The organism is Streptomyces sp. NPDC008163 (assembly GCF_042956885.1).
Taxonomy (GTDB): domain Bacteria; phylum Actinomycetota; class Actinomycetes; order Streptomycetales; family Streptomycetaceae; genus Streptomyces; species Streptomyces drozdowiczii_A.
Genome location: NZ_JBIBHG010000007.1, coordinates 106,727 through 130,275 on the forward strand (window position 1 = coordinate 106,727; position 23,549 = coordinate 130,275).

Below are 23,549 nucleotides of genomic sequence, written 5' to 3' on the forward strand. Positions count from 1 at the left end.
CCGGGCCGGTCCGAGAACCCTTTCGGCCGCCGGAACGTCCAGTAGGACAGGGGCGGCTGGGCCCCGGAAACAGGGGGCGGACGAGTGAGGGTACGGATGCGGCGGACGCCGGGGGCCGAGCGGGGGCGGGGCGCCCGGCTGCTGAGAGCCCTGCGGCCCCGGCTGCCGAAGACCCGGCGGGGGCGGCGGCGGGCGGTGCAGGGGGTGATGGCCGCGTGCGTGCTGGCCCTCGCACCGGCGGCCTGGCTGCATGTGGTGGCCGATGCCCGGATCAGGACCGTCGAGGACGTGCCCGCGCGGCAGGTCGCGGTGGTGTTCGGGGCGGGGCTGTGGGACGGGAAGCCGTCCCCGTACCTGGCGAACCGGCTGCGGACGGCGGCCGCGCTCTACCGCGAGGGCAAGGTGAAGGTCGTCCTGGTGACCGGGGACAACAGCCGCGTGGAGTACGACGAGCCGGACGCGATGCGGGCGTTCCTGGTCGGCAAGGGCGTGCCGGACGACCGGATCGTCAGCGACTTCGCGGGCTTCGACACCTGGGACTCGTGCGTGCGGGCGAAGAAGATCTTCGGCGTGGACCGGGCGGTGCTGGTGAGCCAGGGCTTCCACATCCGCCGGGCCGTCGCGCTGTGCCGGGCGGCGGGGATCGACGCCTACGGGGTCGGGGTGGACGCCAAGCACGACGTCACCTGGTACTACGGCGGGACGCGGGAGGTGTTCGCGGCGGGGAAGGCGGCGCTCGACGCCCTGTTCGAGCCGGACCCGCACTTCCTGGGCCCCCGGGAACGGGGCGTGGACGACGCGCTGGCGGCGGCCTCCCGCCGACCGGGGCCCGGCCTCAGAGGGAGGTGACCGGGGCCGTCTCGGCGGAGACCCAGCCGAGGTAGCGGGCGCTGCCCCGGAGGATTGGCAGGGCGATGACCTCCGGGGTCTCGTAGTCGTGCGCCTCCTGGAGGTGGGCCTCCAGCTCCTCGTAGCGCTCGGCCGTCGTCTTGATGAACAGCTGCCACTCCTCGGCGGCCTCGATGGCGTTCTGCCAGCGGTAGACGGAGGTGACGGGCGCGGAGATCTGCACGCACGCGGCGAGCCGCGCCTCGACCACTCCCCGTGCGAGCGTCCTGGCCTTCTCCTCGCTGTCCGTCGTGGTCAGCACGGTCAGCCATGCGGGTGTCGTCGTCACGTCTGCCTCTCCTCGCGGTGGTGGGCGGTTCCCCACCGATTGTGGGGTCCCGCCTCCCGCCGCGCCATCAGCCGCCGTACGGGTGGGCCCTCTTCGCGTCCCGCAGTGCGCGGCCCCACCAGACGAGCTGGTCGAGCAGCGTCTTCACGGCGGCGTCCGGGCCCGCCGGATCGCGGTGCCGGCCCGCGTCGTCGAACTGGGCGCCGGCGTTGTGGAAGGAGACGGTGTCGCGGATCGAGACGGAGTGCAGTTCGGCGAAGACCTGGCGCAGGTGCTCGACCGCGCGCAGTCCGCCGGAGACCCCGCCGTAGGAGACGAACGCGACGGGCTTGGCCTGCCACTCGTCGCGGTGCCAGTCGATGAGGTTCTTCAGGGGCGCCGGGTAGGAGTGGTTGTACTCGGGGGTGACGACGACGAAGGCGTCCGCCTCGGCCAGCCGGGCCGCGACCCCGGCCAGCACCTCCCGGGCGTCGCCCTCCAGGCGGTAGGAGAGGGCGGTGGGCAGATCGAGGGCGGCGACGTCGACCACGTCCGTCGTGATCGCGGGATGGGCGTCGGCGTGGGCGAGGAACCAGTCGGCGATGACGGGGGCGAACCGTCCCTCGCGGTTGCTGGAGAGGATGACGGCCACCTTCAGCGGGGCGGTCTCGGGCAGGGCGGTGGCGGTGGATTCCGCGGTGATGAGGTCCATGGCGAAGACGTTCGACCATCAACCATGGTTGAGGTCAAGCGCGATCGGGAACGGGCCTCCCGCCGGGTGCCGGCGGCCGCATACCGTGGCCGCATGACGACTCCAGCAGCGGCGGCCCTCCCGCACGCCGAGTTCGACGGCCGGCCCGCCACCGAGGACGATCTGGGCCGGGCGCTGTTCTTCAACTACGGCCACTTCACGGCGATGCAGGTACGCGGGGGCCGGGTGCGGGGTCTGGATCTGCACCTGGCCCGGCTGGACGCGGCCAACCGCGAGCTGTTCGAACTGCCCCTGGACGGGGAACTGGTGCGCCGGCTGGTCCGGCACGCCCTGGAGAGCGCGGGCACGGCGGACGCCTCGGTGCGGGTGCACGCGTATCTGCCGCCGGGGAACACCGCGACGACCGTGATGGTGACGGTGCGGGAACCGGGCGGGATGGACCCCGGGCCGAAGAGCCTCAAGTCCGTCCCGTTCGCCCGGACCGCCCCGCACCTCAAACGGCCCGGCGAGTTCGGCCAGACGTACTACGCGAACCTGGCCCGCCGCGCCGGTTACGACGACGCGCTGCTGACCCTGCCCGACGGCTCGGTGACCGAGGGGGCGTTCACCAACATCGGCTTCTGGGACGGCACGGCGGTCACCTGGCCGCAGGCCCCGGCCCTGTCCGGCGTGGCCATGGGCGTCCTGGAACGCGAACTCCCGGGCGCGGGCCTGAAGTCGCTGCGCCGCCCGGTGACCCTGGACGGCCTCGGGGCGTTCCGCTCGGCGTTCCTCACCAACTCGCTGGGCATGGCCCCGGTCGCCCGGATCGACGACACCGCGTTCACGGTCGACGCGGAGCTGATGCGGCGGCTGGCGGCGGCGCACGAGGCGGCACCGGGCGAGAAGGTCTGACCATGGAGGCTCCCCTGCTGGTCCACATCGAGGGATCACGTCTGCCCGGGCGGTCCTGCCCGGCCGGGCCCGGCTTCCCCGGCTACGAGAACATCCACGTGGGCGTCCAGCGCAAGGACCGCCCCGGCGAACTCCTCGGCCCGACCCCGGCGGACGCACCGGGCGCCCACTGGACGCTGGAGTGCACGGCGGCCGAGGACGCGGACGGGGTCGCGGTCCGGGGGCCGTACGTGCAGAACCGGCTGGGCGGGCGCTTCGTCTACCTGTCCTGGGGAACGGTCGACGCGGACGGCCTGTTCACGATGTTCCGGCGGGCCAAGCTGATGTTCGCCGACGTCGACCCGGCCGTCCTGGCGGCGGCCGTGCGCTCCGGGCATCTCACCGCCCGGCTGCCGCTCTCGGACTCCGGGGCACGCCCGCTCTGCGCGCGCGTCCGGCCGCCGGTGGTCGCGTGGTCGGCCTCCGCGCCCGGGCGCCCCTGACGCAGTCCGCCCCCTCCGGACCCAGGGGGGGAGGTCTGGAGGGGGCGTAGGCCGGGGGCGGCGGTGCGTGCCGTCCCGTGGGGGGTTGTGAGGCGTCTTCCCGCTCAGCCGCACCTCACGCATGTGATGTGCGCCACATTGCCCGACCGGCCCGTCACCCGAACGGCACCGTGGCGACACGGACCGTACCCCCTGCCCGCCACCACGGTCGTGACCTGCGACGACACCTGTTGGCAAGGAGGGCGCGCCGGGCCGTACGGGTGAGAGCTGACTCGGTGTCAGCAGGCATGGGGGCCGGTCCGGCTGTTGGCTCGGAGCCAGGACACACCCGCCAGCGCCCCTTGCTCGGAGGAACCCCCCATGCGCCGTCCTGCCCGACTCGTGACCGGCACCGCCGCCGCGGCCCTGGCCGCCGCCGCGCTCGGCCTCAGCGCCGCCGCCCCGTCCGCGTACGGGGACGAGGCGGCGCCACTGAGGGTCACCCCCGCCAGCGCCGCACCGGGGGCCACAGTCACCGTGGACACCACCGCCTGCGGCGGAGACAGCGCCGCCACCGGCGACGCGAGCGCGCTGGACGCCCCGCAGTTCCCGCTGGCGCCCGTCTCCCTCGAAGAGGCCCTGGCCGGCTCCTTCCGGGTGCCGGGCGGCGTCGCGCCCGGGTCGTACGGCATCGGCGTGGACTGCGCGAACGGCAAGAAGGCGACCGGTGAGATCGAGGTGAAGGCCGCGGGCTCCTCGCGCGACGAGAACGCCGGGGACACCGCGGGCGCCACCGACTCGCCCACGTACGACTTCTCCGGCATCGAGGGGCTCGGCGGCGACGAGGACACGGAGGACCCGGCCGGGCTCGACGGTCTCGATGCCGAGGCCGCCGGCTCCGGCCTCGTCCCGGACGCCCCCGCCGAGGCCGGCCGCTCCACGCCCACCGAGCGCCCCGCCCCCACCGGCCGCCCGACCGGGTCGTCCGACTGGGACGAGACCGGGTCGGGGCGTGAGACGCCCTCCGGGCACCGGACCTCGGCCGCGCCCACCGCCCCCTCGGGGCACGTGAAGACCGGAGTCGGCGGCAGCGTCGGCCCGGACACCACCCAGATCGCGGCGGGAGCCGGCGTACTCGCCGCTGCCGCCGTCGGCGGAGCCTGGCTCCTGCGTCGCCGGGCGAGCGGCACGCGGGACGCCGGCTGACGGAGGCATCCACCCCTCCGTACCGCCCGGTGTCCGTCCCGGTGGCCCCCGAGCCACCGGGACGGGACCGTTTCCCGCTTCCGTACCCCGGAGGACCACCGTGTCCCAGAAGGCCAAGGGCTGGCTGCTCGTCGTCGTGGCGCTCGCCGGTGTCTGGCTGATCCAGAACGGCGCGGGCACCCGGCTGACCCCGCCGGGCCCGGCCGCGGCCCAGGCGTTCGCCGCCGGGCCCGCCCTGCTGCCCGGTTCCCCGGTCGCCGAACCGCTGCGCCCCTCCGCACCCGTACGCATCCGGATTCCCGCCATCCGGGTCGACGCGCCGATGATGCGGCTCGGGCTCGGGGCGGACGGCAGCCTGGACGTTCCGCCGGCCGGGAACACGGACATCGTCGGCTGGTACAAGGACGGCACGCCGCCCGGCGCCAAGGGCACCGCGATCGTCGCCGGCCACGTCGACAACGCGGAGGGCCCGTCGGTCTTCTACGACCTGGGCTCACTGAAGAAGGGCAGCGCCGTCGAGGTGGACCGGCAGGACGGGCGCACCGCCGTCTTCACGCTCGACGCGATCGAGGTGTACGAGAACGACGACTTCCCGGACCAGCGGGTCTACGGCGCCTCCGAACACGCCTCGCTGCGGCTGATCACCTGCGGCGGCGGATACTCCGAGGCGACCGGCTACCGGGGGAACGTGGTGGCGTACGCCCACCTCACGGACGTGCGCTGAGTCCCGCCGGACGGGACATCAGCTCTGCCACTGGTCGAACCCCAGCTTCGCCACCAGCGAGAACACCACCACCAGCAGCACCCCGCGGACGAACTCGCTGCCCTTGCGCAGCGCCATCCGCGCGCCCAGCAGCCCGCCCGCCAGGTTGAACACCGCCATCACCGCCGCCAGCTGCCACAGCACATTGCCCTGGTAGGCGAACATCGCGAGCGCCCCGGCGTTGGTGCAGACGTTGACGATCTTCGCGGTGGCCGACGCGGTCACCAGGTCGAGGTGGAGCACGGCGGTCAGGGCGAGCACCAGGAAGGTGCCCGTACCGGGTCCGAACAGCCCGTCGTACAGCCCGATCCCCCCGCCCACCAGGACGATCGCGGTGATCCTGCGGGCCCGGGTGACCAGCGGCGGGACGCCGTCCCCGGCGGCCCGGCCGAACTGCGGCCGCAGCATCACGAACGCCGCGACCGCCAGCAGCACCACCATGATCACCGGGCGCAGCACCTCGCTGCTGATCCCCGCGGCGAAGAACGCGCCGGTCATCGACCCGGCCAGGGCCGCGAGCCCGATCCGGACCGCCGTGCCCACCTTCACCGGCGCCTTGCGCGCATAGGTGACGGCGGCGCTCGAGGTGCCGACGATGGCGACGGCCTTGTTGGTGCCGAGGATCTGCGCGGCCGGCAGGTGCGGCAGACCGAGCAGCAGCGCGGGCAGCAGGAGCAGTCCGCCGCCGCCCACCACCGCGTCGACCCAGCCCGCCGCCGCGGCGGCGAGGCACAGCACGACAAGGGTGGTCAGGGTGATGTCCGGCATGAGCACGACCCTATGAAGCGGATGCGTGCACCGTCCAACCGTTCCGGGGCCGCACCGGGAAAGTTGAGCCAACTCTGAGGTTTCCGCAGGACAAGGCCCCTTTCCCAGCCTCCGCCGGCCGCCTCACAGGCCTTTTCGGCGGGTGCTGAGCGCAAGGTTCCTCCCGGGAAACAGCGGGGAACCGGCCGGGTAACACCGCCGGGACACGCTTCCGGTCATGAGCACACAGGCCCGGCGCCTGTGGCCCTGCCGAATCTGCTCACCGACGACGGAGGCCCCGAGATGCCGGTGTCCACTCCCCCGACCGCCCCCACCTCAGGCCCTGCCGCCGTGCCGACGCTCGTGGTCGTCGGACACGGCATGGTCGGCCAGCGCTTCCTGGAGGCCCTGGCCGAGCGCGGTCTGACCGGCGCCGCCGGGACCGCCCGGGTCGTCGTCCTGTGCGAGGAGCCCCGCGCCGCCTACGACCGGGTCCAGCTGACCTCGTACTTCGCCGGGAAGACCCCGGACGACCTGTCGATGGTCGAGGACGGCTTCATGGAGCGGCACGGCTTCGAACTGCGGCTCGGAGACCCGGCGGTGGCCGTGGACCGCTCCGCCCGTACGGTCACCGCGCGGTCCGGCGAGGTGTTCGGGTACGACACGCTGGTGCTGGCGACCGGGTCCTACCCCTTCGTGCCGCCGGTCCCCGGCAAGGACAGCACCGGCTGCTTCGTCTACCGGACGATCGAGGACCTGCTCGCCATCGAGGAGTACGCGAAGAACGCGACGACCGGCGCGGTGGTCGGCGGCGGGCTGCTCGGCCTGGAGGCGGCGGGCGCGCTGAAGGGCCTCGGCCTGGACACGCACGTGGTGGAGTTCGCGCCCCGGCTGATGCCCGTCCAGGTGGACGAGGGCGGGGGCGCGGCGCTGCTGCGCACCATCGAGGACATGGGCCTGACCGTGCACACCGGGGTCGGCACGCAGGAGGTGACCGCGGGCGAGGACGGCGCGGTGACCGGGATGAAGCTCTCCGACGGCTCCGCGCTGGCTACGGACCTGGTGGTGTTCTCGGCCGGGGTCCGCCCGCGCGACCAGCTGGCCCAGGAGTGCGGGCTCGCGGTCGGGGAGCGCGGCGGGATCGTCGTGGACGAGGAGTGCCGGACCTCCGACCCGGCGGTCTTCGCGATCGGCGAGTGCGCGCTCGCCTCGGACGGCAGGGTGTACGGGCTGGTGGCGCCGGGTTACGAGATGGCTCTGACGGCCGCCGAGGTGATCGCCGGCAAGGCCGCCGCCTTCACCGGCGCGGACCTGTCGACCAAGCTGAAGCTGCTCGGCGTGGACGTGGCCTCGTTCGGCGACGCGCACGGCACCACCGAGGGCTGCCTGGACGTCGTGTACGCGGACGCCCGCTCCGGCGTCTACAAGAAGCTGGTGATGGCGGCGGACGGCACCCTGCTGGGCGGGGTCCTGGTGGGCGACGCCGACCAGTACGGCACGCTGCGCCCGATGACCGGGAGCGTGCTGCCGGTCGCCCCCGAGCAGCTGGTGCTCCCGGCCGGGGCGGGCGGTCCGGTGGCGCTCGGCCCGTCCGCGCTGCCCGACGAGGCGGTGATCTGCTCCTGCCACAACGTCACCAAGGGCGCGATCTGCGAGCACACCACGCTGCCCGAGGTGAAGAAGTGCACCAAGGCGGGCACCGGCTGCGGCAGTTGCGTCAAGGTGATCGGCCAGCTGCTCCCGCAGAGCGCGGACGCGGGCCTGTGCGGCTGCTTCGCGTACACCCGCAGCGAGCTGTACGAGATCGTGCGCACCCTGCGCATCACCTCGTACGCGGACCTCCTCGACTCGCACGGGCGGGAGGAGGCCCGGGGCGGCGACGGCTGCGAGGTCTGCAAGCCGGCGGTCGGCTCGGTCATCGCCTCGCTCGCCCCGACGGTCGGCGCCAGCGGCTACGTGCTGGACGGCGAGCAGGCGGCCCTCCAGGACACCAACGACCACTTCCTGGCCAACCTCCAGCGCAACGGCTCGTACTCGATCGTGCCGCGCATACCCGGCGGCGAGATCACCCCGGACAAGCTGATCGTGATCGGCGAGGTGGCCCGCGACTTCGGGCTCTACACCAAGATCACCGGCGGTCAGCGCATCGACCTCTTCGGCGCCCGGGTCGACCAGCTGCCGCTGATCTGGACCCGGCTCGTCGACGCGGGCTTCGAGTCCGGGCACGCGTACGGGAAGTCGCTGCGCACGGTCAAGTCCTGTGTCGGGCAGACCTGGTGCCGCTACGGCGTGCAGGACTCCGTGAAGATGGCGATCGACCTGGAGCTGCGCTACCGGGGTCTGCGCGCCCCGCACAAGCTGAAGTCGGCGGTCTCGGGGTGCGCCCGGGAGTGCGCGGAGGCCCGGGGCAAGGACTTCGGGATCATCGCCACGGCGGGCGGCTGGAACCTCTACGTGGGCGGCAACGGCGGCGCGACCCCGCGCCACGCCGACCTGCTCGCCCAGGACCTGTCCGACGCCGAACTGGTCCGGCTGATCGACCGCTTCCTGATGTTCTACATCCGCACCGCGGACCGGCTGGAGCGCACCTCGGCCTGGCTGGAGCGGATCGAGGGCGGCCTGGAGCACGTCCGGGACGTGGTCGTCCACGACAGTCTGGGGCTCTGCGAGGAGCTGGAGCGGCTGATGGCCGACCACGTCCGCGGCTATCGCGACGAGTGGGCCGAGACCATCAACGACCCCGAGCGGCTGCGCCGGTTCGTCACCTTCGTCAACGCGCCCGACGCACCCGACCCGTCGGTGAAGTTCGTCCCGGAACGCGACCAGGTCAAGCCGGACCTGGACATCCTCGCGGGCCCGGTTCTCGCCATCCGCACTCTTGAAGGGACCGCCTCCTGATGACCACGCAGACGCTGGACACCGCGCAGGACACCCGGACCGTCCGGCTCGCCGCCGGGGACGGCTGGGTCACGGTGTGCGACCGCTCGCTGCTGACGCCGGGGCGCGGGGTCGCCGCCCTCCTCCCGGACGGCCGGCAGGTCGCGCTCTTCCTGGACCGGGCGGGACGCACGTACGCCATTGACAACCGCGACCCGTTCACCGGGGCCTACGTCCTCTCGCGCGGCCTGATCGGTTCGGACGGCGGGCAGCCCTTCGTCGCCTCCCCCCTGCTCAAGCAGCGCTTCGACCTGGCGACGGGCGCCTGCCTGGACGACGACGAGGTCTCCGTGCCGGTCTTCGAGGTCCGCGCGGACTGACCGCATCCGCTTGCCCGGTCGCGGCCGGAAGCACCCCCGAACGGGTGCTTCCGGCGGTTGGCGTCCCCGGTCGTACGCTTGATCCATGACCCACGGCTGGAGCGCGCGCGACATACCCGACCTGAGCGGCCGCACGGCCGTGGTGACGGGTGCCAACAGCGGGATCGGGCTCATCACCGCCCGCGAGCTGGCCCGTTGCGGGGCCAGGGTGCTGCTCGCCTGCCGCGACGAGCGGCGCGGCGAGGAGGCGGCGGCCCGCATCCGGTACGCGGTGCGCGGCGCGGACGCCGAGTTCGCCCCGCTGGATCTGGCCGACCTGTCCTCGGTGCGCGCGTTCGCCAAGGGCCTGCGGGCGGACCGGCTCGACCTGCTGGTCAACAACGCCGGGGTGATGGCCCTGCCGTACGGGCGGACCGCCGACGGCTTCGAGACCCAGTTCGGCGTCAACCACCTCGGGCACTTCGCGCTCACCGGGCTGCTGCTGCCGAAGCTGGCGGCCACCGGGGGCGCCCGGGTGGTGACCGTCTCCAGCGGAATGCACGCCCTGGGCAACATCGACATGGGCGACCTCAACAGCGAGCGGAACTACCGCCGCTGGACCGCCTACGCTCGCTCGAAGACCGCGAACCTGCTCTTCGTCCACGAGCTGACCCGGCGGCTCGCGGCGGCCGGCAGCGGCATCGTCGCCGCCGCCGCGCACCCCGGCCTCGCCGCGACCGACCTTCATACGGCGGGGGCCCGGCTGGAGCAGCGCAGGGTGGCGGAGCGGGTGATGAACCTCGCCAACCTCTTCGCCCAGCCCGCCTCGGCCGGGGCCCTGCCCACGCTGTACGCGGCCACCGCACCGGGCGTGCGCCCCGACTCGTTCACCGGTCCCCGGCTGGGGTGGCGCGGCGCGCCCGGACCGTCCTGGCGGGCGGGCTGGACGCGCGACGACGTGGCGGGCGAGCGGCTGTGGGTGGCCTCGGAGCAGCTGACCGGGGTGACGTACCCGGGGCTGTAGCCGGCCCCTGCGGCTCAGCCCTCGACGGCGGACGGGTCCATCCAGATGACCTCCCACATGTGGTGGTCCGGGTCCTGGAAGGAGCGGCCGTACATGAAGCCGAGGTCCTGCGTCTCGTTGGCGGGCGATCCGCCGTTGGCGAGGGCGGCGTCGGCCAGCTCGTCCACCTTCTCGCGGCTGTCCGCGCTGAGCGCGAGGATCACCTCGGTGGACGCGGCGGCGTCCGCGATGTCCTTCTTGGTGAAGTCCTTGAAGCGCTCCTCCTGGAGGAGCATGGCGAAGATCGTGTCGCTGATGACGAGGCAGGCGGTGCGCTCGTCGCTGAACTGCGGGTTGAAGGAGTAGCCCAGCTTCGCGAAGAAGTCCTTCGACGTCTCCAGGTCCTTGACCGGCAGGTTCACGAAGATCATCTGGGGCATGGCCGTCTCGCTCTCTCGGTGTCTTTCGAACGCTTCTCGACAGGTAGACGCCGGGGGCGCCCGGAACTCATCGGTGCGGCCGCAGATCCCTTCCGTACGGGGCCGTTCACGAAACCGCGACCGGTGCCCCGCCCCTCAGCAGCGAGCCGCCCAGCGGGGTGAGGGTGTGCTGGACGGAGCTGCCGTGCCGCAGGGTGTGGACGAGCCCCGCCTCCCGCAGGACGCAGGCGTGCTGGCTGGCCGAGGCGAGGGAGACCCCGGCGCGCCGGGCCAGTTCGCTGGTGGTGCAGCCGTCGCCGATGGCCCGCAGGACCGTGGAGCGGGTCTGCCCGAGGAGCCGGCCGAGCGAGGGGCCCGGGTCGGCGAAGGCGGGCGCCGCCCGGTGTGCGACCGGGTAGACCAGGACCGGCGGGAGCAGGGGGTCGCGCAGGACGACGGGGGCGCCCCGGCAGAAGTAGGACGGCTGGAGGAGCAGTCCGCGCCCGTCCAGGTGGAGGTCGCGGTCCACGGGGTAGTCCGCCTCCAGGACGGGCGCCCGCCACCGGATGACCGGGGGCAGCGAGGCGAGCAGTTCGTCGGTGCCGCCGTCCAGCAGGGCGCGGCCCCGGATCGCCCGGTCGGCCTCGACGGCGGAGCGGATGTGCGGCCAGTACGGCTCGACGGCGGCGCGGTGGTAGTCCCGTAAGGCGGCGACGAGGCGGGCCAGGGGCTCGGCGCCGCCCTCGCGCAGGGGGTCGAGGCGGGCGGCGCGCCTGGCGCCGGGGTCGCCGAGGAGGGCGATCTCGGCGCGCAGGCGCTCGGGCGGAGTGGCGCGCACGGCTTCCATTCCGGCGTCGGCTCCGAGCGGTTCGGCGCTTTCCTGAGAAGGCGTCAGGAAGTCGGGAAAATATCCGCGCTGCGGGACCACCGCGGACAGCAGACGTACCTCGCCGCTCAACCGCGGGCGGGTTTCGTTGCGCCATTTCCCGAAGACGGCGGAAGCCCTCCGGTCCCTCAGCCGGTGAAAGCTGAGAATGGTCTCCCACAGCGCGTCCGGCCCGGAGGCCATCCGCACCCTGGAAAGGTCCCATCCGGAGACATGGATACGCAGCACCGAACTCCCACCCCTTGCACCTGCAATTACCCCCCTCGCAAGAGTATGCGAATCGTAACAGCACGTCACCACGGGGTTTCGGCCAGAGGTGAAACGCCTCGCCGGGACCGCCCGGCGGACGAAAAGCTGTACGGCGTCGGGTGCGATTCCGGAGCCACCGGAAGAGCGAGTGAAGGCCGTGGGGGGTTTTGCTCGTTCGGCGGCGGTTGGCAATGGTGCGGCTCCGCACTCGATGGGGGTAAGCCGGGTGCGGCCCGTGGATGGGGATCCACGGGCCGCACCCCGGTCCGTTCAACTCGATTTCTTTGCGCATTAAACGAAGCAATGGTTGCCGGTTGGATGCCGGTCATCGCATTTACCGGGCCATGACAACGTTGTGCATCGCCCGGCCGCGTACGACAAGACGGCGGCACCCCCGCACAGGGTGCCGCCGCCTCCGGAATTCCGCGTCCGCCGCCGGTTCGGGTGAGGGTGGGATCACCGGCGGCGGAAGCGGAATCGGTAACGGGCGCCGCGTCAGCGGCTGTCGCTGGCCCGCGCCCCGGCCGCCGCCCGGCCCGCCTCAAGACGCGCCACCGGAATGCGGAACGGCGAGCAGGAGACGTAGTCGAGTCCGGCCTCGTGGAAGAAGTGCACCGACTCGGGATCGCCGCCGTGCTCCCCGCAGATGCCCAGCTTCAGGTCCGGGCGGGTGGCCCGGCCGGCCGCGACGGCGTTCTTGACCAGCGAGCCGACCCCGTCCTTGTCGATCGTCTCGAAGGGCGACACCCCGAAGATGCCCTTCTCCAGGTACGCGGTGAAGAAGGACGCCTCCACGTCGTCGCGGGAGAAGCCCCACACCGTCTGGGTCAGGTCGTTGGTGCCGAAGGAGAAGAACTCCGCCGCCTCCGCGATCTGCCCGGCGGTCAGCGCGGCGCGCGGCAGCTCGATCATGGTGCCGATCTTCAGCTTGAGGTCGGTGCCGGTGGCGGCCTGCACCTCGGCGATGACCCGGTCCGCCTCCTCGCGGACGATCTCCAGTTCCTGGACCGTGCCGACGAGCGGGATCATGATCTCGGCGCGCGGGTCGCCCTTGGCGTTCTTGCGGGCGGCGGCCGCCTCGGCGATGGCCCGCACCTGCATGGCGAACAGGCCGGGGATGACCAGGCCCAGGCGCACCCCGCGCAGCCCCAGCATCGGGTTCTGCTCGTGCAGCTTGTGCACGGCCTGGAGGAGCCTGAGGTCGTTCTCGTTGGCGTCCTTGCGGGCCTCGGCGAGGGCCACGCGCACCGAGAGCTCGGTGATGTCCGGCAGGAACTCGTGCAGCGGCGGGTCGAGCAGCCGCACGGTGACCGGCAGCCCGTCCATCGCCTCGAACAGCTCGATGAAGTCCGCCTTCTGGAGCGGGAGCAGCTGCTCCAGGGCGGTCTCGCGCTCCTGGTCGGTGTCGGCCAGGATCAGCTTCTCGACCATCTCGCGGCGCTCGCCGAGGAACATGTGCTCGGTGCGGCACAGCCCGATGCCCTGGGCGCCGAAGCGGCGGGCGCGCAGGGCGTCCTCCGCGCTGTCCGCGTTGGCCCGCACCCGCAGCCGGCGCACCCGGTCCGCGTACGCCATGATCCGGTGCACGGCGGCGACCAGCTCGTCGGCGTCGTCGGCGCCCGCGTGCATCCGGCCCTCGAAGTACTCGACCACGGGGGACGGCACGACGGGGACCTCGCCGAGGTACACCTTGCCGGTGGAGCCGTCGACGGAGACGACGTCGCCCTCCTCCACGACGATGTCGCCGACCGTCAGGCGGCGGCGCTTGGTGTCGACCTCGATCTCCTCGGCACCGCAGACACAGGTCTTGCCCATGCCCCGGGCGACGACGGCGGCGTGCGAGGTCTTCCCGCCGCGCGAGGTGAGGATGCCCTCGGCGGCGATCATGCCGTCCAGGTCGTCCGGATTGGTCTCGCGGCGGATCAGGATGACCTTCTCGCCGGACCGGGACCACTTGACGGCGGTGTACGAGTCGAAGACCGCCTTGCCGACCGCCGCGCCGGGCGAGGCGGCGATGCCCCGGCCGAGCCGCCGGGTCTTCGCGGTGTCGTCGAAGCGCGGGAACATCAGCTGGGCGAGCTGGGCGCCGTTGACCCGCTGAAGGGCCTCGGCCTCGTCGATGAGCCCCTGGTCCACCAGCTGGGTCGCGATCCGGAAGGCGGCACCGGCGGTGCGCTTGCCGACCCGGGTCTGGAGCATCCACAGGTGTCCGCGCTCGATGGTGAACTCGATGTCGCAGAGGTCCTTGTAGTGGGTCTCCAGCGTCTCCATGATCTTCAGCAGCTGGTCGTACGACTGCTTGTCGATCGCCTCCAGCTCGGCGAGCGGCACGGTGTTGCGGATGCCCGCGACGACGTCCTCGCCCTGCGCGTTCTGGAGGTAGTCGCCGTAGACGCCCTGGTGCCCGCTGGCCGGGTCACGGGTGAAGGCGACGCCCGTACCGGAGTCGGGGCCGAGGTTGCCGAAGACCATCGAGCAGACGTTGACGGCGGTGCCGAGGTCGCCGGGGATGCGCTCCTGGCGGCGGTAGAGCTTGGCCCGGTCGGTGTTCCACGAGTCGAAGACCGCCTTTATGGCCAGGTCCATCTGCTCGCGCGCGTCCTGCGGGAAGTCGCGGCCGGCGTCCCGCGCGACGATCTTCTTGAACTCCTTGACCAGCTTCTTCAGGTCGCCCGCGTCGAGGTCCACGTCGACCTTGACGCCCTTGGACTCCTTCGCGGCCTCCAGCGCCTCCTCGAAGAGTTCGCCGTCCACCCCGAGCACGGTCTTGCCGAACATCTGGATCAGCCGGCGGTAGGAGTCCCACGCGAACCGCTCGTCGCCGGCCTGGGCGGCGAGGCCCACCACGGAGGCGTCGGAGAGGCCGATGTTGAGGACGGTGTCCATCATCCCGGGCATCGAGAACTTGGCGCCGGAGCGTACGGAGACCAGCAGCGGGTCGTCGGCCTGGCCGAGCTTCTTGCCCATCCGCGTCTCCAGGGCGTCGAGGTGCGCACTCACCTCGTCGCGGAGGGCGGCCGGCTCCTCACCGCTGTCCAGGTAGACCTTGCACGCCTCGGTGGTGATGGTGAAGCCGGGCGGGACGGGGAGCCCGAGGTTGGTCATCTCGGCGAGGTTGGCCCCCTTCCCGCCGAGGAGGTCCTTCAGATCCTTGTTGCCTTCGGTGAAGTCGTAGACGAACTTCTGCACATCTTTGTTTTCCGACACGGTCTCGACTCCTCGAAGACGCGGTGGCTGCCCTGACGGCGAGGAACATACCCAGATCGAAGGTGCCTGGGTACGTCCACTTGCGCGTCGTACGGCCGTAACCACCCGTCCGCCAGCAGATCGAAAGTCGGCCGCCCGGAAACCATCCGGAATGCTGCATTCAGGAGTCGTACGCAGGATCACGCAGCGCGTACCGGAATCCGCGATTCGGTGGCCGAAAGTAACCGAGGCGTCGATCGATCAAAGTACGAATACCTGGCACTCAGTGCCACCCTTTGAGAAGTGCAGCCCGCTTTTTAGCGCTCATCTGAGCGTCACGTGTCTCAAGGTGGCGAGAATCACTCGATGGGGGCACCGCTCAGATGAGCAAAAATGCGTATGGGGGGCACGCAGTGCCCCCCATCTCGATGACCGCCGGTTCAGCCTCCGGAGGTGTCCAGCTCCGCGTCGGCGGTGACGCCCGCGCAGTCGTACGGGTCCTTCAGCCAGCCGTCCGGGAGGGCCACCCGGTTGTTGCCCGAGGTGCGCCCGCGCGGTCCGTCGGCGCCGTCCGGCCAGGGCTGGTCGAGGTCCAGCTCCTGGAGCTGGGAGCCCAGCTCCTCCAGCGAGGAGGTGATCGCCAGCTTCTTGCGCATCTCGGAGCCCACCGCGAAGCCCTTGAGGTACCAGGCGACGTGCTTGCGGAAGTCGATCACGCCCCGCGCCTCGTCACCGATCCACTCCCCCAGCAGCGTCGCGTGCCGCAGCATCACGTCGGCGACGGTGCGCAGCGTGGGTGCCTGCCGGGTCTCCGTGCCCTCGAACGCGCTGACCAGGTCGCCGAAGAGCCAGGGACGGCCGAGGCAGCCGCGCCCCACGACCACGCCGTCGCAGCCGGTCTCGCGCATCATGCGCAGGGCATCGTCCGCGCACCAGATGTCGCCGTTGCCGAGCACCGGGATCTCCGGGACGTGCTCCTTGAGCCGCGCGATGGCGTCCCAGTCGGCGGTGCCGCCGTAGTGCTGGGCGGTGGTCCTGCCGTGCAGGGCGACCGCCGTGACGCCCTCTTCGACGGCGATCCGGCCGGCGTCGAGATAGGTCAGGTGGTCGTCGTCGATGCCCTTGCGCATCTTGATCGTGACGGGCAGGTCTCCGGCCCGGGAGACCGCCTCGTGCAGGATCGCGCGCAGCAGCGGCCGCTTGTACGGGAGGGCCGAGCCGCCGCCCTTGCGCGTGACCTTGGGGACCGGGCAGCCGAAGTTGAGGTCGATGTGGTCGGCGAGGTTCTCGTCGACGATCATGCTGACGGCCTTGCCGACCGTCTCCGGGTCCACTCCGTACAGCTGGATCGAGCGCGGGGTCTCGGTCGCGTCGAAGTGGATGAGCTGCATGGTCTTCTCGTTGCGCTCGACCAGGGCCCTCGTCGTGATCATCTCGCTGACGAACAGCCCCTTGCCGCCCGAGAACTCCCGGCACAGCGTGCGGAAGGGGGCGTTGGTGATGCCGGCCATGGGCGCGAGGACCACCGGCGGCTGCACGGTGTGCGGGCCGATGCGGAGCAGCGAGGGCGAAGGGGCGAGCGTGGTCATGGCCCCATTGTCCCGTACGCCGACGACTGCTCCCCAGGGCGTCTCGCCCCGCCGGTGCGAGGGAAAGAGGGAGCGCTGTCGGACCCCCGCCGTAGCGTGGGGATTCCGGCGACCGGCCGGCCCACGAAGGAGACGAAGCTCATGACGACACCCATGTCCCGCTTAACGCCCGGCTCCCCCAGCCGTCGCGGACTGCTCGCGCTCGGGGCCGCCGGCGCGCTGCTCGTCGGCACGGCGGGCACCGCCCGCTCGGCGGACGGCCCCACGACGGCCCGGCTGCGCGAGCTGGAGCGGACGCACGGCGCCCGCGTCGGGGCGTTCGCGTACAACGTGGCGACCGGGGTCGCGGTGCGGCACCGGGCGGACGAGCGCTTCCCGATGCTGTCCACGTTCAAGACGCTCGCCGCGGCGGCCGTCCTGCGGGACCTGGACCGGGACGGCGAGGTCCTGGAGAAGGTGATCCATTACACGAAGGCGGACTGCGTCTCGGACTCGCCGGTCACGGACACCGCGGAGCACCTCGCGAGCGGGCTGAGCGTCGCCCGGCTCTGCGACGCCGCCATCGGCGACAGCGACAACACGGCGGGGAACCTGCTGCTGCGGGAACTCGGCGGTCCGCAGGCGGTCACCCGCTTCGCCCGCTCGCTGGGCGACCGGGTGACCCGGCTGGACCGCTGGGAGCCCGTACTGAACTCCGCCGAGCCGGGACGGGTCACGGACACCACGACCCCGTCCGCGCTCGCCCGCGACTACGCCCGGCTCGTCCTGGGGGACGCGCTGGAGCGCCGGGACCGCGCGCTGCTGACCCACTGGCTGCTGAACTGCCGGACGAGCGGGACGCGGTTCCGGGCCGGGCTGCCGCCGGAGTGGACGGTGGCCGACAAGACGGGCGGCGGCTCGTACGGCTCGTGCAACGACGTGGGCGTCGCCTGGACGCCGGACGGGGTGCCGGTGGTGCTCGCGGTGCTGACGACGAAGCCGGCGGGTGCCTCGGACGCGGCGGGCGACCACCCGCTGGTGCGGGACGCGGCGGAGGCACTGGCGGCAGCAGTCGTTAGTTAGTCGTACTATCAATGAATGTCTGAGCTCAGCCACCGGCGGCGGATGCTGGTGCTGGCGATCTGCTGCATGAGCCTGCTGATCGTCAGCCTCGACACCACCGCCCTGAATGTCGCCCTGCCCGCCATGCGCCGGGACCTCGACGCGAGCGTCGCGGGGATGCAGTGGACGATCGACGCGTACACGCTCGTCCTCGCCTCCCTGCTGATGCTCGCCGGTTCCACCGCCGACCGGATCGGCCGGCGGAAGGTGTTCATGGCGGGCCTGGTGCTGTTCACGCTGGGCTCGGCGCTCTGCTCGCTGGCGCCCAGCCTGGAGGCGCTGATCGCCTTCCGGATGGTGCAGGCCGTGGGCGGCTCGATGCTCAACCCGGTCGCGATGTCGATCATCACCAACACCTTCACCGACCCCCGCGAACGCGCCCGGGCGATCGGCGTCTGGGGCGGGGTCGTCGGCATCTCGATGGCGGCCGGTCCGGTGGTCGGCGGCGGCCTGGTCGACTCGGTCGGCTGGCGCTCGATCTTCTGGGTCAACCTCCCGGTGGGCCTCGCCGCCCTCCTGCTGACCTGGCGTTACGTCCCCGAGTCGCGCGCCCACCGGGCCCGCCGCCCGGACCCGCTGGGCCAGCTCCTGGTGATCACGCTGCTGGGGTCGCTGACGTACGCGATCATCGAGGCCCCGCAGAAGGGGTGGGCCTCCGCCGAGATCCTGCTCTTCGCGGGGCTCGCGGCGGCGGCCCTCGTGGGGCTGCTGGTGTACGAGCCCCGGCGCGCCGATCCGCTGATCGATCTGCGGTTCTTCCACAGCGTGCCGTTCAGCGGTGCCACGGTCATCGCGGTCAGCGCCTTCGCCGCGCTCGGCGGCTTCCTCTTCCTCAACACGCTCTACCTCCAGGACGTCCGGGGCCTGAGCGCGCTGGACGCCGGGCTCTACACGCTGCCCATGGCGGCGGTGGTGTGCCTGCTCTCGCCGCTGTCCGGGCGGCTCGTCGCCAGTCGCGGGCCGCGCATCCCGCTGCTGATCGCGGGTGGTGCGATGGCGGTGAGCGGGCTGATGCTGGCGGCGTTCGACGCGGAGACCGGGACGGTCTCGATGTTCGCCGCGTATGTGCTGTTCGGCCTGGGCTTCGGCTCGGTGAACGCACCCATCACCAACACCGCCGTCTCCGGCATGCCCCGCTCCCAGGCGGGCGTCGCGGCCGCCGTCGCCTCCACCAGCCGGCAGATCGGGCAGACCCTCGGGGTCGCCGTGATCGGCGCGGTCCTGGCGGCGGGCATGGCGGACCCGGGCGGCTCGGACGGCTTCGTGGCGGCGAGCCGGCCCGGCTGGTGGATCGTCACCGGCTGCGGGCTCGCCGTCCTGCTGATCGGCGCCCTGAGCAGCGGCCGCTGGGCCCGGTCCACCGCCCGCCGGACGGCGGAACGGCTGGCGGAACCGGTGGCCGGGGGCCCGGCCGCCGCGCCGTCCGCTCAGTCCTCGGCGGCGCGCACCAGTTCCTGAAGGCGCGCCAGCCGCTCGTACGTCTCGTCGTCCCGGGGCGCGTAGCTGACCAGGCGCGGTCCGGCCGAGGGGCCGAGCCAGAGGTCGGTGGCCTCCACCCGGAGCAGCCCCACCCAGGCGTTGCGGAAGACCTTGGCCCGGCTGCCCGCCCCGACGACCTCGTGCCGGGCCCAGTTCTCGCGGAACTCCTCGGAGGCCGCCTCCAGCCGCCCCAGCAGTTCCTTCCAGGCGGGCTCGGCGAGGTGCTCCGCCATCGCCGCGCGGAACTTGGCGGTGATGTACCGGGTCACCTCGGCGGTGTCCATGACGGAGGCCCGCCACTGCTCGTTGGTGTGGGCGAGCAGCATCACGTTGCGGTCCCCGGGCGCGACCTCCTCCAGGTCGCACAGCAGCCGCCCGTACGTGCGGTTGTGGGCGAGGATGTCGTACCGGCTGTTCTGCACGCAGGCGGGGATCGGCTCCAGTTGCCGCAGCATCGTCCGCAGCGCCGGAGTGACGTGCGGGCAGTCCGTGCCGGGGGCCGGGTCGATGGCGGCGGCGAGCGAGAAGAGGTGGCTGCGCTCGCTGCGGTCCAGGAGCAGGGCGCGGGCGAGGGCGTCGAGGACCTGGGGCGAGACCTGGATGTCCCGGGCCTGTTCGAGCCAGGTGTACCAGGTGACGCCGACGGCGGAGAGCTGGGCGACCTCCTCGCGGCGCAGCCCCGGGGTGCGCCTGCGGCGGCCCCGGACGAGGCCGACCTGCTCGGGGGTGATCCGTTCGCGGCGGCTGCGCAGGAAGTTCGCGAGTTCGTGCCGCCGGATGTCGGGCTCGCTCCCGCCGGGGGCGGCCGGCTGCGTCAGGGGCGTCGCCATCGTCGTCATTCCTCCAGGGTGCGGGCCCGGCCCGGGCCCGGGGCGGCCGGTGCCTGGTGGTCCTTGTACCAGGATAAGGACACTCTGGTACCAGGCTGCGGGCGGCGCGATCGTCGAGGGCGTGAGTGAATCCTCTGTACGGACGACAACGGCAAGCGCCACCACCTCGCCGGTGGTGCGGCACGACCATCCCGCCCCGGTGCTCGGCACGCTGGGACTGTTCACCGTGCTGCTGGGCGCGGCCCTCCCCCTGATCGACTTCTTCATCGTCAACGTGGCCCTGCCCACCATCGACCACGACCTGGCGGCGGGCCCGGCCCTGCTGGAACTGGTCGTCGCGGGCTACGGCCTCGCCTACGCCGTGCTGCTCGTCCTCGGCGGGCGGCTCGGTGACATGGCGGGGCGGCGCCGGCTCTTCCTGGCCGGCATCGCGGCCTTCGGGCTCACCTCGCTGGCCTGCGGGCTCGCCCCGACCGCCTGGACCCTGGTCGGGGCGCGGGTGGCCCAGGGCGCGGCGGCCGCGCTGATGCTGCCGCAGGTCCTCGCCACCATCCAGGCGGCCACCTCCGGCCACCGCAGGGCCCGGGCGATGAGCCTGTACGGGGCGACGGCCGGGCTCGCCATGGTCGCGGGCCAGATCCTGGGCGGGGCCCTGGTCGCCGCCGCGCCGCTCTCCTCGGTGTTCGGCGAGAGCGCGGGCTGGCGGTCGGTGTTCCTGGTCAACGTGCCCGTCGCGGCGATCGGTCTGGTGCTGGCGGCGCGCGCGGTCCCGGAGACGCGGGCGGACCGGCCCGCGCCCATCGACGTACCGGGCACGCTGCTGCTCGCGGTGTCGCTGCTGACGCTGCTCGCCCCGCTCACCGAGGGGCGGGCGGCGGGCTGGCCGCTGTGGACCTGGGTGTCCCTCGCGCTGTTCCCGTTCGCGGCGGCGGCGTTCTACCGGGTGGAGCGGCGGGCGGACCGGCGCGGGCTGATCCCGCTGGTGCCGCCGAGCCTGCTGCGCCTGGAGTCGCTGCGGCGCGGTCTGGTCCTGGTGGTGCCGTTCTCGGTGGGCTTCGGCGGCTTCATGTTCGTCATCGCGGTCGCGCTCCAGCAGGGCCTGGAGCTGGGCCCGGCGCGGTCCGGCCTGTCGATCGCCCCGATGGCGGTGGCCTTCTTCGTGGCCTCGCTGGCCGGTCCCCGGCTGGTGCGGCGGTACGGCAGCCGGGTCGTGACGGCCGGCGGGCTGATCCAGGCGGTGGGCGTGGCGGTGCTCGCGCTGACCGTGTGGCGGGGCTGGCCGGACCTGGGCATGGCGGGGCTGCTGCCGGGCATGGCGGTCGCCGGTTTCGGCCAGGGCCTCCAACTGCCGGTCATCTTCCGCATCATCCTGTCGGACGTACCGCCGGAGCGGGCCGGGGTGGGGGGCGGTGTGATGACGACGACCCAGCAGGCGACGCTGACCCTGGGCGTGGCGACGCTCGGCTCGCTGTTCCTGGCCCTGGTGCCGGGGTCGGGGATGCGGGACGCCCTGATCGTGACGCTGCTCGTCCAGCTGGCGGCGGTCGCCCTGACGACCGTGCTGAGCCTGCGGCTGCCGCGCACGGTGAGCTGAGGGGCGCCCGGCGGGCGCGGGGGCCCCGGACGGGGCGAACACGGCACGGCTCCGGCGGGCGGACCTGGTGGTCCGCCCGCCGGGGCCTCGGTGTGTGCGCGGGGCGTCAGCTCTGCGCCGGGGCCTCCGGCTCCGCGGCCGGTGCGTCGGCCTCAGCGGCGTCGGGCTGCTCGGTGCCGGCGGCCCGCTCCCGCATCTTGCGGAGCAGCTCCTGCTTCTGGTCGGCGGCCGTCCTGCGGTCGGCGGCCTCTCCGGCGGGGCCGGCCCCCTGCGCCCCGGCGCGGGACAGCTTCTTGCGCTGTCCGCCGACGCCGAGGAGGTTGTTGCGGCTCTTGGCCATGGGGTTCTCCCAATGTGTGGTCTCGGTGAGGTCTCTCGCGACCTCGGATCGATCCGGGGGGCGGCGGGTGGTCGGGCCCGCCGCGCTCTCACTCGTAGATCTGGAAGAACGAATACATGGGCAGGACGGTACCCACACCGGGCGTCCGGCTCACCCGGTTTTCCGCCCCAGGACGCACGGGGCCCCCGGTTCCGCGGCGGGCGCGGAAGCGGGGGCCCCGTTCAGCGGGTGCGGGCGTCAGCAGCCGAGCAGGCGGGAGGCGAGGTAGCCCTGGATCTGGTCCAGGGAGACGCGCTCCTGCTTCATCGTGTCGCGCTCGCGGACGGTGACCGCGTTGTCGTCCAGGGTGTCGAAGTCGACGGTGACGCAGAACGGCGTACCGATCTCGTCCTGGCGGCGGTAGCGGCGGCCGATGGCGCCGGCGTCGTCGAACTCGATGTTCCAGTTCTGCCGGAGGTCGGCGGCGAGGCCCTTGGCCTTCGGCGAGAGCTGCGGGTTGCGGGAGAGCGGCAGGACCGCGACCTTGACCGGCGCCAGGCGCGGGTCGAGGCGCATCACGGCGCGCTTCTCCATGACGCCCTTCGCGTTCGGCGCCTCGTCCTCGCTGTACGCGTCGAGGAGGAAGGCCAGCATCGCGCGGCCGACACCGGCCGCCGGCTCGATGACGAACGGGGTGTAGCGCTCGCTCTTCTCCTGGTCGAAGAAGGAGAGGTCCGTACCGGACGCCTTGGAGTGGGCGGTGAGGTCGTAGTCGGTGCGGTTGGCGACGCCCTCCAGCTCGCCCCACTCGCTGCCGCCGAAGCGGAAGCGGTACTCGATGTCAGCGGTGCGCTTGGAGTAGTGGGAGAGCTTCTCCTGCGGGTGCTCGAACCACCGCATGTTCTCCTCGCGCATGCCGAGACCGGTGTACCAGTTCCAGCGCTGCTCCATCCAGTACTCCTGCCACTGCTCGTCCTCGCCCGGCTTGACGAAGAACTCCATCTCCATCTGCTCGAATTCGCGCGTGCGGAAGATGAAGTTGCCCGGAGTGATCTCGTTGCGGAAGGACTTGCCCATCTGCGCGATGCCGAACGGGGGCTTCTTGCGCGCGGTGGTCAGCACCTGGGAGAAGTTGGTGAAGATGCCCTGGGCGGTCTCGGGGCGCAGATAGGCGACCGAGCCGGAGTCCTGGGTCGGGCCGAGGTGGGTGGAGAGCAGGCCGGAGAACTGCTTGGGCTCGGTGAAGGTGCCCTTGTTGCCGCAGTTGGGGCAGTTGAGGTCGGCGAGGCCGTTCGCGGGCGCCTTGCCGTGCTTCTCCTCGTACGCCTCCTCCAGGTGGTCCGCGCGGTAGCGCTTGTGGCAGGAGGTGCACTCGGTCAGCGGGTCGGAGAACGTGGCGACGTGGCCGGACGCCACCCACACCTCGGGGGCCAGGATGACCGACGAGTCGATGCCGACGACGTCCTCGCGGGAGGTGACCATGTAGCGCCACCACTGGCGCTTCAGGTTCTCCTTGAGCTCGACGCCCAGCGGCCCGTAGTCCCAGGCGGCCTTCTGACCACCGTAGATCTCGCTGCAGGGGTAGACGAAGCCACGGCGCTTGCTCAGGCTGACGATGGTGTCGATCTTGTCGGCGGCCACGGTGCTCTCTTCATTACGACGGAACGGGCGGGCGAATGGCCCAGATTACCGGCGGCCACTCCCCTTCGATCAAATCGG

At 72.4% G+C, this 23,549-nt stretch carries 21 protein-coding genes; 11 read left to right on the top strand and 10 right to left on the bottom strand.

Going from position 1 to position 23,549, the window contains the following annotated elements; translation table 11 throughout:
• The first annotated feature begins 96 nt into the window (after nt 1–96).
• A complete protein-coding gene (locus ACFZAT_RS17455; protein ID WP_391265112.1) occupies nt 97–849 on the top strand; it encodes an ElyC/SanA/YdcF family protein in 753 nt (250 codons plus the stop codon).
• Here the strand turns inward: ACFZAT_RS17455 and cutA are convergent.
• Nucleotides 836–1,177 (bottom strand): divalent cation tolerance protein CutA, encoded by a 342-nt coding sequence (gene cutA, locus ACFZAT_RS17460; protein WP_391265113.1) that lies wholly within the window; start codon nt 1,175–1,177, stop codon nt 836–838. The genes ACFZAT_RS17455 and cutA overlap by 14 nt on opposite strands.
• A gap of 67 nt (nt 1,178–1,244) precedes the next feature.
• Nucleotides 1,245–1,868 carry an NAD(P)H-dependent oxidoreductase gene (locus tag ACFZAT_RS17465; RefSeq protein WP_391265114.1) on the bottom strand — a complete coding sequence of 208 codons (624 nt, stop codon included), beginning with the start codon at nt 1,866–1,868 and terminating at the stop codon, nt 1,245–1,247.
• A 93-nt stretch (nt 1,869–1,961) separates the two neighbouring features.
• Here ACFZAT_RS17465 and ACFZAT_RS17470 point away from each other — a divergent pair, with 93 nt between their 5' ends.
• The 4 genes from ACFZAT_RS17470 (at nt 1,962) to ACFZAT_RS17485 (ending at nt 5,153) form a co-directional block, all read left to right on the top strand.
• Nucleotides 1,962–2,762, top strand: a complete 801-nt coding sequence (locus ACFZAT_RS17470; RefSeq protein WP_391265115.1) for an aminotransferase class IV — start codon at nt 1,962–1,964, stop codon at nt 2,760–2,762.
• Between the two features lie 2 nt (nt 2,763–2,764).
• A complete protein-coding gene (locus ACFZAT_RS17475) occupies nt 2,765–3,244 on the top strand; it encodes a DUF5990 family protein (protein ID WP_391265116.1) in 480 nt (159 codons plus the stop codon).
• Nucleotides 3,245–3,604: 360 nt separating this feature from the next.
• Nucleotides 3,605–4,429: a hypothetical protein gene (locus ACFZAT_RS17480; RefSeq protein ID WP_391265117.1), complete on the top strand. Its 825-nt coding sequence runs from the start codon at nt 3,605–3,607 to the stop codon at nt 4,427–4,429.
• Between the two features lie 100 nt (nt 4,430–4,529).
• Nucleotides 4,530–5,153 (top strand): class F sortase, encoded by a 624-nt coding sequence (locus tag ACFZAT_RS17485; RefSeq protein ID WP_391265118.1) that lies wholly within the window; start codon nt 4,530–4,532, stop codon nt 5,151–5,153.
• Between the two features lie 18 nt (nt 5,154–5,171).
• Here ACFZAT_RS17485 and ACFZAT_RS17490 read toward each other — a convergent pair whose 3' ends face one another.
• Entirely contained in the window at nt 5,172–5,960 is a 789-nt protein-coding gene (locus ACFZAT_RS17490) for a TSUP family transporter (RefSeq protein WP_391265119.1), read from the bottom strand.
• A 282-nt stretch (nt 5,961–6,242) separates the two neighbouring features.
• Here ACFZAT_RS17490 and nirB point away from each other — a divergent pair, with 282 nt between their 5' ends.
• The 3 genes from nirB (at nt 6,243) to ACFZAT_RS17505 (ending at nt 10,199) form a co-directional block, all read left to right on the top strand.
• Nucleotides 6,243–8,837, top strand: coding sequence for a nitrite reductase large subunit NirB (nirB, locus tag ACFZAT_RS17495; protein WP_391265298.1), 2,595 nt, complete (start codon nt 6,243–6,245; stop codon nt 8,835–8,837).
• On the top strand, nt 8,837–9,196 hold the full coding sequence (gene nirD, locus ACFZAT_RS17500) for a nitrite reductase small subunit NirD (protein WP_391265120.1): 360 nt from the start codon (nt 8,837–8,839) through the stop codon (nt 9,194–9,196). Before nirB ends, nirD begins: the two co-directional genes overlap by 1 nt.
• Nucleotides 9,197–9,281: 85 nt before the next feature.
• Nucleotides 9,282–10,199: an oxidoreductase gene (locus ACFZAT_RS17505; RefSeq protein ID WP_391265121.1), complete on the top strand. Its 918-nt coding sequence runs from the start codon at nt 9,282–9,284 to the stop codon at nt 10,197–10,199.
• 14 nt (nt 10,200–10,213) lie between these two features.
• Here the strand turns inward: ACFZAT_RS17505 and ACFZAT_RS17510 are convergent, their stop codons facing one another.
• From ACFZAT_RS17510 to dusB, 4 genes are all read right to left on the bottom strand, one after another.
• A complete protein-coding gene (locus tag ACFZAT_RS17510; protein WP_391265122.1) occupies nt 10,214–10,618 on the bottom strand; it encodes a VOC family protein in 405 nt (134 codons plus the stop codon).
• Between the two features lie 106 nt (nt 10,619–10,724).
• Nucleotides 10,725–11,711, bottom strand: coding sequence for a helix-turn-helix domain-containing protein (locus tag ACFZAT_RS17515; RefSeq protein ID WP_391265123.1), 987 nt, complete (start codon nt 11,709–11,711; stop codon nt 10,725–10,727).
• Nucleotides 11,712–12,227: 516 nt separating this feature from the next.
• A complete protein-coding gene (gene ppdK, locus ACFZAT_RS17520; protein ID WP_391265124.1) occupies nt 12,228–14,939 on the bottom strand; it encodes a pyruvate, phosphate dikinase in 2,712 nt (903 codons plus the stop codon).
• Between the two features lie 419 nt (nt 14,940–15,358).
• Nucleotides 15,359–16,507 (bottom strand): tRNA dihydrouridine synthase DusB, encoded by a 1,149-nt coding sequence (gene dusB / locus ACFZAT_RS17525; RefSeq protein WP_391265125.1) that lies wholly within the window; start codon nt 16,505–16,507, stop codon nt 15,359–15,361.
• Between the two features lie 141 nt (nt 16,508–16,648).
• Between dusB and bla the strand changes: the two genes are divergently transcribed.
• The gene (bla, locus tag ACFZAT_RS17530) at nt 16,649–17,569 is read left to right on the top strand and encodes a class A beta-lactamase (protein ID WP_391265126.1); all 921 of its coding nucleotides are present in this window, start codon (nt 16,649–16,651) and stop codon (nt 17,567–17,569) included.
• A gap of 15 nt (nt 17,570–17,584) precedes the next feature.
• Nucleotides 17,585–19,066: a DHA2 family efflux MFS transporter permease subunit gene (locus ACFZAT_RS17535; protein ID WP_391265127.1), complete on the top strand. Its 1,482-nt coding sequence runs from the start codon at nt 17,585–17,587 to the stop codon at nt 19,064–19,066.
• On the opposite strand, the gene ACFZAT_RS17540 is transcribed toward ACFZAT_RS17535, so the two are convergent.
• A complete protein-coding gene (locus ACFZAT_RS17540; protein ID WP_391265128.1) occupies nt 19,036–19,926 on the bottom strand; it encodes a helix-turn-helix domain-containing protein in 891 nt (296 codons plus the stop codon). The genes ACFZAT_RS17535 and ACFZAT_RS17540 overlap by 31 nt on opposite strands.
• Nucleotides 19,927–20,089: 163 nt before the next feature.
• Here ACFZAT_RS17540 and ACFZAT_RS17545 point away from each other — a divergent pair, with 163 nt between their 5' ends.
• Nucleotides 20,090–21,511 (top strand): MFS transporter, encoded by a 1,422-nt coding sequence (locus ACFZAT_RS17545; RefSeq protein ID WP_391265299.1) that lies wholly within the window; start codon nt 20,090–20,092, stop codon nt 21,509–21,511.
• A gap of 106 nt (nt 21,512–21,617) precedes the next feature.
• Here ACFZAT_RS17545 and ACFZAT_RS17550 read toward each other — a convergent pair whose 3' ends face one another.
• Together ACFZAT_RS17550 and ACFZAT_RS17555 are read right to left on the bottom strand one after the other, a co-directional pair.
• Nucleotides 21,618–21,851, bottom strand: a complete 234-nt coding sequence (locus tag ACFZAT_RS17550; protein ID WP_391265129.1) for a DUF6243 family protein — start codon at nt 21,849–21,851, stop codon at nt 21,618–21,620.
• A 237-nt stretch (nt 21,852–22,088) separates the two neighbouring features.
• Entirely contained in the window at nt 22,089–23,471 is a 1,383-nt protein-coding gene (locus ACFZAT_RS17555) for a glycine--tRNA ligase (protein ID WP_161212400.1), read from the bottom strand.
• Between the last annotated feature and the right edge of the window lie 78 nt (nt 23,472–23,549).